General features: G+C 44.5%; 13 protein-coding genes. 4 read left to right on the forward strand and 9 right to left on the reverse strand.

Annotation, left to right across the window (positions count from 1 at the left end; translation table 11 throughout):
* Positions 1-29 precede the first annotated feature (29 nt).
* On the reverse strand, positions 30-1,571 hold the full coding sequence (locus B9G69_RS08395; protein WP_088615976.1) for a lytic transglycosylase domain-containing protein: 1,542 nt from the start codon (positions 1,569-1,571) through the stop codon (positions 30-32).
* Positions 1,572-1,842: 271 nt separating this feature from the next.
* On the opposite strand from B9G69_RS08395, the gene B9G69_RS08400 reads away from it, so the two are divergent.
* The 4 genes from B9G69_RS08400 (at position 1,843) to tatC (ending at position 4,058) form a co-directional block, all read left to right on the forward strand.
* Positions 1,843-2,157, forward strand: coding sequence for a hypothetical protein (locus tag B9G69_RS08400; protein WP_217897707.1), 315 nt, complete (start codon positions 1,843-1,845; stop codon positions 2,155-2,157).
* Between the two features lie 117 nt (positions 2,158-2,274).
* Positions 2,275-2,880 (forward strand): hypothetical protein, encoded by a 606-nt coding sequence (locus B9G69_RS08405; protein ID WP_088615974.1) that lies wholly within the window; start codon positions 2,275-2,277, stop codon positions 2,878-2,880.
* Positions 2,881-2,913: 33 nt separating this feature from the next.
* Positions 2,914-3,297, forward strand: a complete 384-nt coding sequence (locus B9G69_RS08410; RefSeq protein ID WP_217897706.1) for a Sec-independent protein translocase subunit TatA/TatB — start codon at positions 2,914-2,916, stop codon at positions 3,295-3,297.
* Entirely contained in the window at positions 3,297-4,058 is a 762-nt protein-coding gene (gene tatC, locus B9G69_RS08415) for a twin-arginine translocase subunit TatC (RefSeq protein ID WP_088615972.1), read from the forward strand. Before B9G69_RS08410 ends, tatC begins: the two co-directional genes overlap by 1 nt.
* A gap of 102 nt (positions 4,059-4,160) precedes the next feature.
* Here the strand turns inward: tatC and B9G69_RS08420 are convergent, their stop codons facing one another.
* The 8 genes from B9G69_RS08420 to deoC form a co-directional block, all read right to left on the reverse strand.
* A complete protein-coding gene (locus B9G69_RS08420) occupies positions 4,161-4,688 on the reverse strand; it encodes an acetyl-CoA carboxylase biotin carboxyl carrier protein subunit (RefSeq protein ID WP_088615971.1) in 528 nt (175 codons plus the stop codon).
* Position 4,689: 1 nt separating this feature from the next.
* Positions 4,690-6,186 (reverse strand): acetyl-CoA carboxylase biotin carboxylase subunit, encoded by a 1,497-nt coding sequence (accC, locus tag B9G69_RS08425; protein ID WP_416220933.1) that lies wholly within the window; start codon positions 6,184-6,186, stop codon positions 4,690-4,692.
* A 14-nt stretch (positions 6,187-6,200) separates the two neighbouring features.
* A complete protein-coding gene (locus tag B9G69_RS08430; RefSeq protein WP_088615969.1) occupies positions 6,201-7,766 on the reverse strand; it encodes an acyl-CoA carboxylase subunit beta in 1,566 nt (521 codons plus the stop codon).
* A 129-nt stretch (positions 7,767-7,895) separates the two neighbouring features.
* Entirely contained in the window at positions 7,896-9,125 is a 1,230-nt protein-coding gene (locus tag B9G69_RS08435) for a S8 family peptidase (protein ID WP_265438034.1), read from the reverse strand.
* Between the two features lie 203 nt (positions 9,126-9,328).
* Positions 9,329-10,138: a hypothetical protein gene (locus B9G69_RS08440; RefSeq protein ID WP_088615967.1), complete on the reverse strand. Its 810-nt coding sequence runs from the start codon at positions 10,136-10,138 to the stop codon at positions 9,329-9,331.
* A gap of 140 nt (positions 10,139-10,278) precedes the next feature.
* A complete protein-coding gene (locus B9G69_RS08445; protein WP_088615966.1) occupies positions 10,279-11,094 on the reverse strand; it encodes a purine-nucleoside phosphorylase in 816 nt (271 codons plus the stop codon).
* Between the two features lie 25 nt (positions 11,095-11,119).
* Complete coding sequence (locus B9G69_RS08450; RefSeq protein ID WP_088615965.1) at positions 11,120-12,439, reverse strand: thymidine phosphorylase; 1,320 nt, start codon at positions 12,437-12,439, stop codon at positions 11,120-11,122.
* Entirely contained in the window at positions 12,439-13,101 is a 663-nt protein-coding gene (gene deoC, locus B9G69_RS08455) for a deoxyribose-phosphate aldolase (RefSeq protein ID WP_088615964.1), read from the reverse strand. Before deoC ends, B9G69_RS08450 begins: the two co-directional genes overlap by 1 nt.
* Positions 13,102-13,135 lie beyond the last annotated feature (34 nt).

The raw sequence follows: 13,135 nt of genomic DNA on the forward strand, positions 1-13,135 counted from the left end.
ATCGAGAAGGTAATGGAACTCGCGGTCTATTATAGATCGCGGGCTACCGGTTCGCTTAAAGAAACCTCGCTGGAAGCAGTTTTCGCCTTAGGAGCTTTGCGCTTCTTACCTAAAGTCGCTTGAGCAACGATACCTTTTAGAAGGTCGCGAGAGTCATCATCTAACATCAAAGTAAAGCCGGATGGAACTTGCGCGTTGATCTTAACGGCCTTTTTCAAATCTGGATTAAACATCACAAAGTTATCTTCTGAAAGTTTACTTTTGCGCAAAAGATCTTTGGCGTTGATGCTTCGGGAAAGCTTCACGGTGTGGAGATTTAACTTCTCTGAATAGTTCAAATCTTTAAAGGCCTCTTCATGATATTTTTCTGCATAAAGAGCCGCTAGGAATTCAGAATAGAAATTTGAAGAAGCAAAATCGAAAGACTTAGTTCGGTATTTAGAAATGATTTCGCCTAAATCATGAGATTTTGCTTTCGCCATACCTTTGCGCATGCCTGGGGGACCATGGTTCCATGCTGTGATCGCTAAAGGCCACGAACGTTTTAAAATCATATGATTTTCTTTAAGCAATTGGGCAGCCGCCACAGTTGCCTTAAATGGCGAATGTCTTTCATCGATATTGTCATTCACAACCATGAATTTGCGACCTGTGCCGCCCATGAATTGCCAAATACCTGAGGCACCCACTTTGGATTTCGCATGTTTGTTAAAGCTGCTTTCCACGAATGGAATACGAGTTAGCTCAACCGGAAGACCATAGTTTTCAAAAATTTCTTCCATTGCCGGAAGGTACTTTGGACTGACTTCAAGACCTTCTTGGAAGAAGTTTCTTTGTCCAGTTTGCACGCGTACATTTTGTAAAGCCATTTTCGCTTTTGTTTTAACCTCGCCATCCAGATGGGAAAGGGCTTCCATCGCGCGAGTTTCATCTTCGTTCAAATTATCGTAGCTTTTCTTTTTAGCTAGAGACTTCAATGCGTTCTTGGTTTTTGCGACTTGTTGTTTTACCAAAGCGTCGGCTTTTAGATTTCTCATCCAACGATGTTTTGGCGTGTCTGATTCAATAATGCTAGTCACATCAACAACTTCAAAAATGATCCAAGGATAAACTGAATGGTGGATGACACGTTTATTGGAGTTATGAAGGGTATATACGTCAAACCAAAATCCTACGCGCTCACGTAGGTTTTCTGGGATATGGAACTCTTCAGAGATGATATTTTCATAGTCATTAAGGATTTCCTCGCGGTTTTCTACCACACCGGATTCAGGAATTGGTCCGTTGTCTTCGTCAATAGCAACAAACTGAGGAATATCTAAATTAATCGCTGATTCATCCGCATCGACCTCCGCGTCTTCATCATTATTAGCGAAGATCATTGGTTTTTCAGGATTTTTTGGCGTCGCCGGAATCGAAGATTCCCCTGCAAATATTGAATCCGTATCGATAAGATGAACTGAATTATAAAGAGCAACGACTCCCGCAAGAACAACCATGGTCGCAACACTGCCGGCCGTCAGTTTCTTCTTTTTAGTATCTAGTTTGGTAATCATATTAACTTTGATCATTAAAACCTGCTCTTTCAGTCAATTAGTAAGAGCAAGCCTGGTGCCGCCGTTAAAACCCGTGGAAACCCAATAGGTGCGGTGGAACCGTATAGAAGTTATACACTTTGCGCAGAAAGGGCAGCCGTTCCATTTTGATACACTGGACCGTGTGCTTCGCTAGACGTGGAAATGTTTAGGTAGACTCGCCTGGATACTCGAGAGAAAATAAACGAAAATCTTTAACTTGCGGTGGGCGGATATTATAAAACGTTTTCAAAACCTCCTTCGCTCTGTGCGCCACCAAAAGGTCAACAAAGTATTGGCGGGAGCCGTCGTCGTCTTGTGCATACCTACATTTGCATACTTTTGGGATATCGTTTGGGATCGAACTAACAGGGTTGAAATCATTCGTGCCGTTGATTTGTTTGAAGAACCAAATCCTTCGCCGTCGGCGACGCCTATTGGGATATTGGTGCCGCGTGAAAAACTAAAAGTTCTTAGAGTGCAATTTGGTGATGTGCATATGAGTGTCAAAATTCAGCGCAAGAATGGTGATGTAGGATGGATTGTATATAACCAAGAATCTGCAGAGATGAACGACTATTAGTCTCTAAATGATACATTGGGGTCTGTTTTCGACCAACGTCCTGATTTACAATAAACAATTAACCGAATCATTCCGATATGTTGTTAGACTATAGAGAGAATAACAACGAGTCCAGGAATGAAAGACAAACCAAACTCGCAATCAGTAGAACTTTTTGTAAGCCCTGAAGGCTATTTTCAGGAGCTAGTATCCAAAGGACTTTACGATCGTAAAGTTCAAACTTATCCTCTTGTCGAAACGTACCTCGTAAATCTTTTAAAGCAGTATCTAGATGCCAACGCACTTTTTGAAGCTGAAGCGACTCTGGCTGAAATGTATCTGCATGCTCACCAGGCCGAACAGTCCGTCAAAATGGAAAAGTTTAAAAAGCTGGGCGATCGCGCACTTTATATCAGTGGCTTTTTCGGAGACTCTCTAAGTCGCAAAGCAGTTGATGTGGATTACTACGCCAACATTGGTGGAGCGGCCTACACGCACTTGGCTCATGCGACACGTGAGGATGGCCTCGCAAAGGTTTATAAAACGTTCTCAGCGCGCTTCATTGAGTTCGTTGATGTGCTGACTTACATTAGCCAACACTCCTTCGTGAAGTCAGATGAAAGTATTCTTAGACTCTATGACCGGTACCAGAAGACGGGTTCAGAGCTTGCTCGGGAAAAGCTCGTGGAAATGGGGGTTCTGACCCTGCCTCAGGACCAAGTAAAGCTTGGCAAACAGGGGTGATTCCTCTAATCTGCGACCATGTTCGGTTTAGGCATGTCAGAAATCATTTTCCTAGCTATCCTGGCACTGATCGTGATCGGTCCCAAGGAACTTCCAGAAGTGGCGCGCACTCTTGGCCGCTTTCTTAACGAACTTAAAAGAACAACAGGTGATTTTACCGAAGACTTGAAAAAACAAGCGCGCGTAGATCACATTGATTTGTTCGAGACGCCTAGAAAAGGTCCGCGGAGCGCTCCTCCAGCAAATCCCTCTGTATCGAATGATGAAGAAGGTGATTGGAGTTCGCCAGATCACGTACCTCACGGTGGTGCGCCAACAATGCACGATTCAGCACATAAGCGTGAACCCGTTCAAATGGATCTTCCTGAACAAAAGAGCACTGATGACGGTGGCGATAACAAAGGGAACAAGGCCTAATGAGAACTGAAGACTTAGACCAAAAATCCCAGTCATTATACGAGCATCTTGGTGAACTTCGTTTCCGTTTAGTTCGTATGGTTTGGATTCTGCTTATTGCAACGGGGATCTGCTATCATTTTAGCGAACCAGTTTTTGATTTCATTCGAGCACCGATCGCACCTTATCTTCCTGGTGGCGGTTTGATTTACACCGGTCCTCTGGATAAATTCATGGCTCATATCAAGATCGCATTTGTCTGCGGTATTATCGTGTCGTGTCCGTTGTGGCTTTACCAAGTGTGGAAGTTTGTAGCTCCTGGTCTTTATCAGAACGAACGAAAATATTCTATGGGCTTCATCATCGCCGGATCGGGATTATTCGTTTCTGGAGCCGCTTTCTCCTACTACGTAGTTTTGCCAATGGCATTTCATTTCCTGATGAACTATGGCGGCACAACAGATAAAGCGATGATTTCCATTGAGCAGTATTTGGGTTTTTTCACGCAAATGTGTTTGATGTTTGGTGTCTCTTTTGAGCTTCCCTTGATCATTTCGATTCTTGGAATGATGGGTTTAGTGAGCCAAAAGTTTTTAAAAGATAAAAGACGTTATGCGATCATGACTTTAGCGGTAGCGGCAGCCATCATCACTCCACCAGATTTAATGAGTATGGTGATGATGCTGATTCCGATGGTTCTTCTGTATGAGATCGGTGTGATCATGGTGGGTATTTTTGAACGTAAGCGCGAAACGGAAATCCGACAAAACCAAAGAGAGTAGCGATTTACACGCTGGCAACAGTCAGCAGCTCTTCAATTTAAAAAATAAAAAAGGGAAGCTTTGAACAAGCTTCCCTTTTTTTCTAAACATTCTAAGAAACAATTAAGGCTCTTCGAATTTGATCAGCACAGCGCCTGATTCGACGGAATCACCCTGTTTGATTTTGATCTCTTTGATTTTTACATCACGAGTAGCGCGCATTTCGTTTTCCATTTTCATCGCCTCCATGATCAAAAGTGGCTTATTCGCCTTCACGATATCGCCTTCTTTTGCAAAGATTTCGATGATTTTACCTGGCATGCCGGCCTTCAACTCCATATCGCCGCCAAAGCCGCCGCCTTTCTTCAAAGATTCATGCAAAAGCATTTCATCATTGAAGATTTTGATCGAACGGAACGAGTTACGCGTAAACACTGTGTATTCAGTGTCTGAACCCACAACGTCTATCAAGTAAGACTTACCTTGGAAAAGGAAACTGATGTATTCCTCAGCGTGTTTAAAGTCATTTTTGGAAATGTCATGGTGAACCCACTCTTTGCCCTCTTGTTGCAAAGAAATCTTCCAAGCGTGACGACCTTCCGTCACGTCTACTTTGTATTTGATTCCTCTAAGTTCTGCTTCGAAATACATGTTAAGTCCTCAACTGAAGTTTACGACCAACGCTTCTCCAAGTGGAGCGAACGTTAAGCTGACGGATATCCTTCGATTTACGATCGTTATAGGCTTCAATAGCCGCCGCGATCAAGAACACTGGATCATCAACTTGTTTGAACATCACAGGTTCGATAACTTCGAAGTTTTTCTCGATAAATTGTGTCGTGTAAGTACCGTCACGGAAAGTCGGGTGGTCCAAAATCGTTTTATGCAGAACGATGTTTGTTTTGATACCCGTCAATACGAACTCAGACAAAGCACGTTGCATACGATCGATCGCTTCATTACGAGTGTCACCCCAAGTAATAACCTTAGAGATCATAGGATCGTAATAGATCGGAACGTTGTAACCAGGGTAGGCGTAAGAATCCACACGCATGAACGGGCCTTGAGGGTGACGGCAAGCGCGGATAACACCTGGATTCGGTTTGTAAGTAACAGGATCTTCTGCGCAGATTCTGGCTTCGATAGCGTGGCCTTTTTGCTTGATGTCTTCTTGCTTAAAGCTCAAAGGCTTACCAGCAGCAACGTTGATTTGCTCACGAACCAAGTCAACACCAGTCACGATTTCCGTGATCGGATGTTCAACTTGCAAACGTGTATTCATTTCCATGAAATAGAATTCTTTAGTCGTGTTGTCGAAGATATATTCTATAGTACCCGCGCCAACGTAATTGATCTGCTTCGCCGCGCGAACAGATGCTTCACCCATGCGCAAGCGCACTTCATGCGGGACAGAAGGAGACGGAGACTCTTCGATGATCTTTTGGTTACGACGTTGAACAGAGCACTCACGTTCAAACAAGTGAACGTGGTTACCGTGTTTGTCGCCAAATACTTGGATCTCGATGTGTTTCGGATCATTGATGAACTTTTCGATGTATACAGTCGGATTTGCGAAATAGTTCTGACCCTCAGAGCGGCAAGCGCGGAAAGCACTTTCAAACTCATCCATCTTACGAACGATACGCATCCCTTTACCACCACCACCGGCGGTGGCTTTGATAATAACTGGAAGACCGATTTTTTCTGCAACTTTCAAAGCATCTTCAACAGTATCAACGCCACCGTCAGAACCCGGAACAGTTGGAACGCCAGATTTTTTCATCAAAGCTTTGGCCGAGATTTTATCTCCCATAGATTCGATGTTAGCGACTGTTGGTCCGATGAAAGTGATTCCTGCTTCTTCACACGCTTTTGCAAACGTCGTATTTTCAGACAAAAAGCCGTAACCTGGATGGACTGCGTCTGCTCCAGATTGCTTAGCTACTTCTAAGATTCTTCTGTAATTCAAATAGCTTTCTTTCGATGGTGACGGCCCAATGTGATAAGCCTCATCCGCCAAGAAAACGTGCAAACTATCACGATCGGCATCGGAGAAAACCGCAACGGATGCGATACCAAGCTCGCGGCAAGCGCGAGTGATACGAATTGCGATTTCCCCACGATTAGCGATCAGGATTTTTTTAAACAATGCCATGTTCGCTCCTACAAAGGGATATTGCCGTGCTTTTTAGCCGGAGTGATATCGCGTTTATTTTTAAGCATTTCCAAAGAGTCGATGATGCGTTTACGAGTCAACGCTGGATCGATCACTTCGTCAGTATAACCCAACTCTGCAGATACATATGGATTTGAGAACTTTTGTTCATACTGAGCAGTCAGACGTGCTTTTTCAGCAACTGGATCGCTTGCTTTATTGATCTCCTCGCGACTGATGATGCTTACTGCACCTTCAGCCCCCATCACTGCGATTTCTGCAGAAGGGTAAGCCAAGTTCACGTCAGATCTCAAAAGTTTAGAGCCCATTACAATGTAGGCACCACCGTATGCTTTACGAGTGATCACAGTGATTTTAGGAACTGTGGCTTCAGCGTATGCATACAACAATTTAGCACCGTGAGTGATGATACCATTCCACTCTTGATCTTTACCCGGCAAGAAGCCTGGAACGTCAACGAATGAAACAACTGGAATGTTGAAAGCATCACAGAAACGGATGAAGCGAGCTGCTTTACGAGAAGCCTCGATGTTCAAGCAACCAGCCAAGATGTTTGGTTGATTTGCGACGATACCAACAGGGCGACCATTAAATCGGGCGAAACCCACGATCACATTTTGTGCGAAGTGTTTGTGAACTTCAAGGAAGTAACCTTCGTCCACGCACTCAGTGATGATTCCAAGCATGTCGTAAGGTTTCTTAGGATTGTCTGGGATCAAATTCATGATCGCTTCAGTCAAGCGGTCAGGGCGATCCGTGTTCGGCAATGCCGGGGCATCATCCAAGTTATTTGATGGAAGGAAGTTCATCAATTCACGGATTAGCAACAAGCAGTGCTTGTCATCTTCAGCTGCAAAGTGAGCGACACCAGATTTCGCAGAGTGAGTTGTAGCTCCGCCCAGGTCTTCTTTAGTTACATCTTCATGAGTCACAGTCTTGATAACATCAGGACCAGTTACGAACATATATGAAGTGTTCTTAACCATGAATACAAAGTCAGTGATAGACGGGGAGTAAACTGCGCCACCCGCGCATGGCCCCATGATTGCCGTGATTTGTGGAACCAAACCAGAGGCCATCGTGTTGCGAGTAAAGATATCAGCGTAACCACCCAGAGATTCGATACCTTCTTGAATACGCGCGCCACCCGAGTCATTCAAAGAAATAAAAGGAGCACCGTTCTTAATTGAAAGGTCCATCACTTTGCAGATTTTGTTTGCTTGAGTGCGTGACATAGATCCACCGATAACAGTGAAATCTTGTGAAGAGACATAAACCAATTTGCCGTTGATGCGACCGTAACCAGTTACTACGCCGTCGCCAGGAACAACATTTTTGTCCATGCCGAAGTTTGTGCAACGATGAGTAACGAAACGATCCATCTCAACAAAGCTACCTGGATCCAAAAGAACATCTAAACGCTCGCGTGCAGAAAGTCTGCCGCCTTGTTTGTGTTTCGCAACACGAGCAGCACCGCCACCCGCCATCGCGGCTTCATTTCTTTTTTCTAGATCGGCAAGCTTCGCTTGAATGCCTGTAGATACTTCGCTCATAAATTCCTTCTTTAACGTTTGAAAAAACGGAAGGCATATTTCTATCAATGAGCATTTGAGTAATCATCTTAAAACGACAGACGCAGAGCATGTTTTTCTGCTCTGCGTTCAGTAGGTATCTTGTTGAATTTATGGGACTAACTGTCCAAGTACTTGAAGTGCCTTTTGAATATTGATTCGGCCTCGAGTTTTTACTTTAAACTCGTGTCCTGAAGTAACGTCAACCGATTGTTCGATAGCTGCTTTGATTTGCTGTGCCGTCGCGTTTGGCTTTGCACTCCATAAAAGTGCGGCAGCGCCCGACACGAATGGAGCAGCCATGCTTGTCCCATCCATATAAGTCGAGGAGTTACCTGGAATCGTACTCAAAATGTGTTCTCCAGGCGCGGCGACGTGGACAAGGTTGAAGCCACTATTTGACCAAGAGGTCATAAAGTCACTCACACTAGAGGCAGCTACTGTGATTTGATTTGAAAGATTAAAAGAGGCTGGAAACTCTGGATACACATCGATGTCACGCGCATCGTTACCAGCGGCGACAACAACAAGGATTCCTTTTGCTTCTAAGTTAATGAAAGCACTACGTAAGGATGAAACACAAGGTGCTCCACCCCAACTTGCATTGATGATCTTAGCACCGCGACTAGCAGCATACTGAAGAGCTAACACGGCATCGCCCAAAGACCCACCACCATCATTGGCAATAAATTGTGCTGGAATAATTTGCGCACGGGGAGCAAGACCCGCCACCGGACCATAACTTGAATCAGCAGCAATGATGCCGGCTACGTGAGAACCATGCGGACTTGGAGATGACGTAGAAGCTGGGACCGAAACAAAGCTTGCGCCATAATAGTCATCTATCACGCCGTTGTTATCATCATCGATTCCGTTGTTTCGAATCTCGCCCGTATTGATGGCAATGCGGCCCGCAAGCTGAGGATGCGTGACATCCACATACGCATCAACGACAGCAACCTTAACTCCTTGACCATAAAAGCCTTGGGAATATGCAGAGCTCGCTTTGATCATGCTCTGGCCCCATGTATCACTCACTGAAGAGCTCGCGTATTCTTTCACCGCTTCCGTTTGGATGCGACGATCGAATTCAACACGACGAATTTTTTCCAATTGTGGTGCGATAAATTCTTTTTTGAAAGATTCCGCATCAGTGCCGGATTCGACAGTGAAACTGTCATCTTCCCATTGAACGATAAATTTATTTTTGATCGCTTGTCCCATGCACGCTGCAGAATCAAGCGCAGTGCTATCGGAAAAAACGGTATCGGCAGATTTTTTGCTACAAGCTGTGAATACTAAGACGCAAGCAACCGCCGAGAGTATTTTCTGAACATCCATGTTCACTCCCTGTGCGGGCCCAAAGGTCCCATTAATGAGACTTCATGCTAACCCACACAGGTTAATAGATCGGAAAAATTCGTCCCATTTTGAGGCTAGTTTATCCTTAAGCCCATAAACAAAAGACCAAGGCGCTAGACCTTGGTCTTTTTGTTAACCGCAGAGGCATATTGCTGCTCCGCGATTTCCGTCATTGGGTGAAATTAATAGCCTTGCCAGTCTTCGATTTGATCTCGCGGTGCGGAGTTTTCTGTTCCTTCAGTATCTTCGTCCTTAATATTCAAGCGGAAGGAATAAATCGGTTGAGCCCAAATATCTCGACAGGAAATGACGTAATCATAAAAGGAATTTGCCACATAACCTGGAACGGAGTTCGAAACCCTGCCAGCCGCACTTAGGGTGTTAGATGTAGCCCTGTTGTTGCCGGCGCTTTTACTGTTCGCCGAGGGAATCGTTATGCTAAAGCTTCCCGTCGACCCACTCAAGACAATGTACTGACCTCCGGTTTTTGGATAGTCGCTATAAAGCATAGGGCCAGCTCCGCCCCAGCACGCAGGGTTCGCGCGCGGCGCAGTCGCGCATTTAACTTTGTCTGACTCTCCAGGAGGAATATAATCATCAGAATTTGATTTTTGATAACCATAAACGCTAAAGCTGACTATTGCACAAGTGGCTGGCAGCTTCGATCCTAAGGTGATGATCAAGTCACTATAATATAGTTTGCCCTCAGGTATTAAGATGTCACATTCTTCTCTTGGACCTTCCGGGCTGTCAACAGACGTCAGAGCTTTACAGTGACCGTGTGTACTCAATGCGCCGGACTCATTTCCTTCCCATCGTGTCTGAACCCCAACAAAAAGCGCGGTATCCTTCGGAGCCTCATCAAAGTTCACATCTTTAATTGCAGGTGTCGTAGAAGACGAACCAGTCTCTTTCTTAGGAGGTTCCCCACAAGAAATGATAGTTGAAGAAACAGTCGGCAACATGATTGAAAATAAAATAAACTTTTTCATGTTTCTTCGTTCGGCAGACAAATAATCAAACTTTAATTGATTTGTACAAATTCACTAAAAATTGTTTATTTTCAGTCGAGAAATCTGAACTCTTGGATATGGAGTCACACCTAAGGCTGTTTATATAAACAGCCCCAAGTCTAGATATTTGTGATGAATTCTTTAAGGAACGATGTGAATTGAATCTCTACGCGTTTCGCTGTTTCAGTTACTTCATCGTGAGATAATTTTTGCGAAGACATACCAGCTGCTAAATTTGTGATGCAGCTAAGTGCAGAAACGCGCAGACCCAAATGATTTGCAGCGATGGTTTCAGGAACAGTACTCATTCCGACGGCCTTGCCACCGATCAATTTCAAGTAACGAACTTCAGCAGGAGTTTCATACGTAGGACCACTCACACCACAGTAAATACCTTTGTGATAGCGAGTTCCTTGTTTTTGCAGAACTTGCTCCATGATTGTGATTAAGCGTTTGTCGTAAGCTTCAGTCATGTCTGGGAAGCGAGGGCCAAGTTCCTTAATGTTCGGTCCCATCAAAGGATTCGTGCCCATCAAATTGATGTGATCTTCGATGATCATAAAATCACCTGCTTGCATGCTTTCACCAAAGCCGCCAGCGGAGTTAGTCAAAATCAAAGTCTCAATTCCAAGCATTGCAAGGGTTCTAGTTGGGAACACAACACTTTCCATGCTGTGACCTTCATAGTAGTGATTGCGCCCCTGCAAAATCACGATTGATTGACCGTTGATTTTTCCGAAAATCAAATTACCAGAGTGACCTTCAACTGTGGGAGGGGAGAAGTGCGGGATATCTTTATAGGGAATTGTTGTTTCAACTTCCACATCCTTAACAAAGGCACCCAAACCTGAACCTAGAACGACACCGATCTTCGGTTTCGCCGAAGTTTTAGTACGGATGAAGCTGATCGATTCTTGTAGATTATTGAGTACCAAGTTGTTCTCCTAATGTCCTCGAGCTTTAGCTCAAAACTTTCAGTATCAAACTAGGCTTTGATACCTTTTGCAAGGAAATATTAATCGCTGATTTTAGCATCGGCACTGCAGACGCAAGCAAATCTTGATCATCCCCGTGCAGAGTAAATAACGTGTCGCCCGATTTCACTTCATCACCGACTTTCGCGTGAAATTCAATCCCCGCGGTGGGAGCAATGATATCAGTCGTTTGCGCGCGACCAGCTTTGATTAAAATTCCGGCAACACCGATCGCTTCCGTATGGAAACCTTGTATAAAGCCTGATTTTTCAGAGGTGATTTTCATGCTGTATTTCGGTTTTGGAACATTGCGAAGATCACCACCGTGAATTTTGCAAAGCTCCTCAAATTTCGCTAGCGCTTTCCCAGAAGTCAAAGTTTCCAAGGCGATTTGATAAGACTCTTCTTCAGTCTTACCGATACCAGCAAGCAACAGCATGTGGGCAGAAAGTCGCAGACTTAATTCACGAGTATCCTCATACAAATCGTAGCCCTGAGGGCCGATAAATTTTTCGTTCTTCATGATCGCAACGCACTCGTCAACCTCTAAAGAGTTTCCGGCATAGCGACCCAATGGTTGATCCATATTCGTAAGCAGGGAAGTGACCTTTTTGCCGTAACCCTTAGCGATATTCATCAAATTCACAGCAAGCTCTTCAGCCAATGCAGGAGTCTTCATGAATGCGCCAGACCCATACTTCACATCTAGCACTAAACCATCAATGCCCTCGGCCAACTTCTTAGACATAATCGAGGCACAAATCAAAGGAAGGCTTTCAACCGTCGCCGTTACATCGCGAAGTGCATAGATTTTTTTATCCGCAGGGCAGATCTCTTTAGTTTGTCCGATGAAACAGATATTATTCTTACGAACAAGTTCAATAAATTCAGGCAAAGGTTTTTGAGTATTAAAGCCAGGAATAGCTTCTAACTTATCTAAAGTACCACCGGTATGACCCAAGCCGCGGCCTGAAATCATCGGAACTGGAGCGCCGGCAGCAGCAACGATCGGCCCTAAGATCAAGCTGGTCTTATCTCCCACGCCACCTGTGGAATGCTTATCAACTTTGAATCCCTTTACTGAAGAGAAGTCGACAACTTCACCAGAATGAAGCATGGCTTTTGTCAGACCTAAAGTTTCTTCTTTAGTCATACCTTTGAAAAAAATCGCCATCAACAGAGCAGACATTTGATAATCAGGAATAGAGCCCCGAGCATATCCAAGAATAAATTCTTCGATTTCATCAGACGTTAATTCGCCACCATTACGTTTCTTTTTAATAATTTCAGCAGGAAGGAAAGACATTAGTAGCCTCCTTGAGATTGTTGACCTTGAATAAGAGCGACACCCGAGCTAGTTCCCAAACGAGTTGCACCCGCAGCAATAAGTGCGACAGCTTGTTCTGCACTTTTCACACCGCCGGATGCTTTTACTTCCAACTTGTCGCCGACGACAGATTTCATAAGTTTTACATCTTCGACTGTGGCGCCTCCGCCAGCAAAGCCCGTGCTTGTTTTAACAAAGTGAGCGCCAGCCTCTAATGCAGCCTTACATGCCAAAGTTTTTTCTTCATCATTAATCAATGATGTCTCAATGATAACTTTAACTTTCGCTCCACCCGCCGCTTGAACAACAGCCCTAATGTCATCACGAACATAGTCCACGCGACGATCTTTAAGTGCACCAATCTGCACGACCATATCAATCTCTTGCGCTCCATTTGCAATTGCAGTGCGAGTTTCAAAGGCTTTGCTAACAGTGTCCATGGCACCCAAAGGGAAACCAACAACACAGCAAACTTTAACGTCAGAGTCCCGCAACAGTTCCGCACATTGCTTCACATAGGAAGTATTCACGCAAACACTAAAGAACTTGTGCTCGATGGCTTCTTTACAAAGCTTTTCAATTTGCGCGGCCTGCGCTTCGGGTTTCAAAAGAGTGTGATCGATAAATTTATTTAGTTGCAAGCTAGTACCTCGACTTCAGATTCAAAAGAAAAAG

Source organism: Bdellovibrio sp. SKB1291214 (assembly GCF_002209355.2).
Taxonomy (GTDB): Bacteria; Bdellovibrionota; Bdellovibrionia; order Bdellovibrionales; family Bdellovibrionaceae; genus Bdellovibrio.

Excerpts from the sequence above, each read along its gene's own strand:
- B9G69_RS08395 (WP_088615976.1), bottom strand. The coding sequence starts at position 1,571 with ATGATCAAAGTTAATATGATTACCAAACTAGATACTAAAAAGAAGAAA.
- B9G69_RS08405 (WP_088615974.1), top strand. The coding sequence starts at position 2,275 with ATGAAAGACAAACCAAACTCGCAATCAGTAGAACTTTTTGTAAGCCCT.
- B9G69_RS08410 (WP_217897706.1), top strand. The coding sequence starts at position 2,914 with ATGTCAGAAATCATTTTCCTAGCTATCCTGGCACTGATCGTGATCGGT.
- tatC (WP_088615972.1), top strand. The coding sequence starts at position 3,297 with ATGAGAACTGAAGACTTAGACCAAAAATCCCAGTCATTATACGAGCAT.
- B9G69_RS08420 (WP_088615971.1), bottom strand. The coding sequence starts at position 4,688 with ATGTATTTCGAAGCAGAACTTAGAGGAATCAAATACAAAGTAGACGTG.
- B9G69_RS08430 (WP_088615969.1), bottom strand. The coding sequence starts at position 7,766 with ATGAGCGAAGTATCTACAGGCATTCAAGCGAAGCTTGCCGATCTAGAA.
- B9G69_RS08435 (WP_265438034.1), bottom strand. The coding sequence starts at position 9,125 with ATGGATGTTCAGAAAATACTCTCGGCGGTTGCTTGCGTCTTAGTATTC.
- B9G69_RS08440 (WP_088615967.1), bottom strand. The coding sequence starts at position 10,138 with ATGAAAAAGTTTATTTTATTTTCAATCATGTTGCCGACTGTTTCTTCA.
- B9G69_RS08450 (WP_088615965.1), bottom strand. The coding sequence starts at position 12,439 with ATGTCTTTCCTTCCTGCTGAAATTATTAAAAAGAAACGTAATGGTGGC.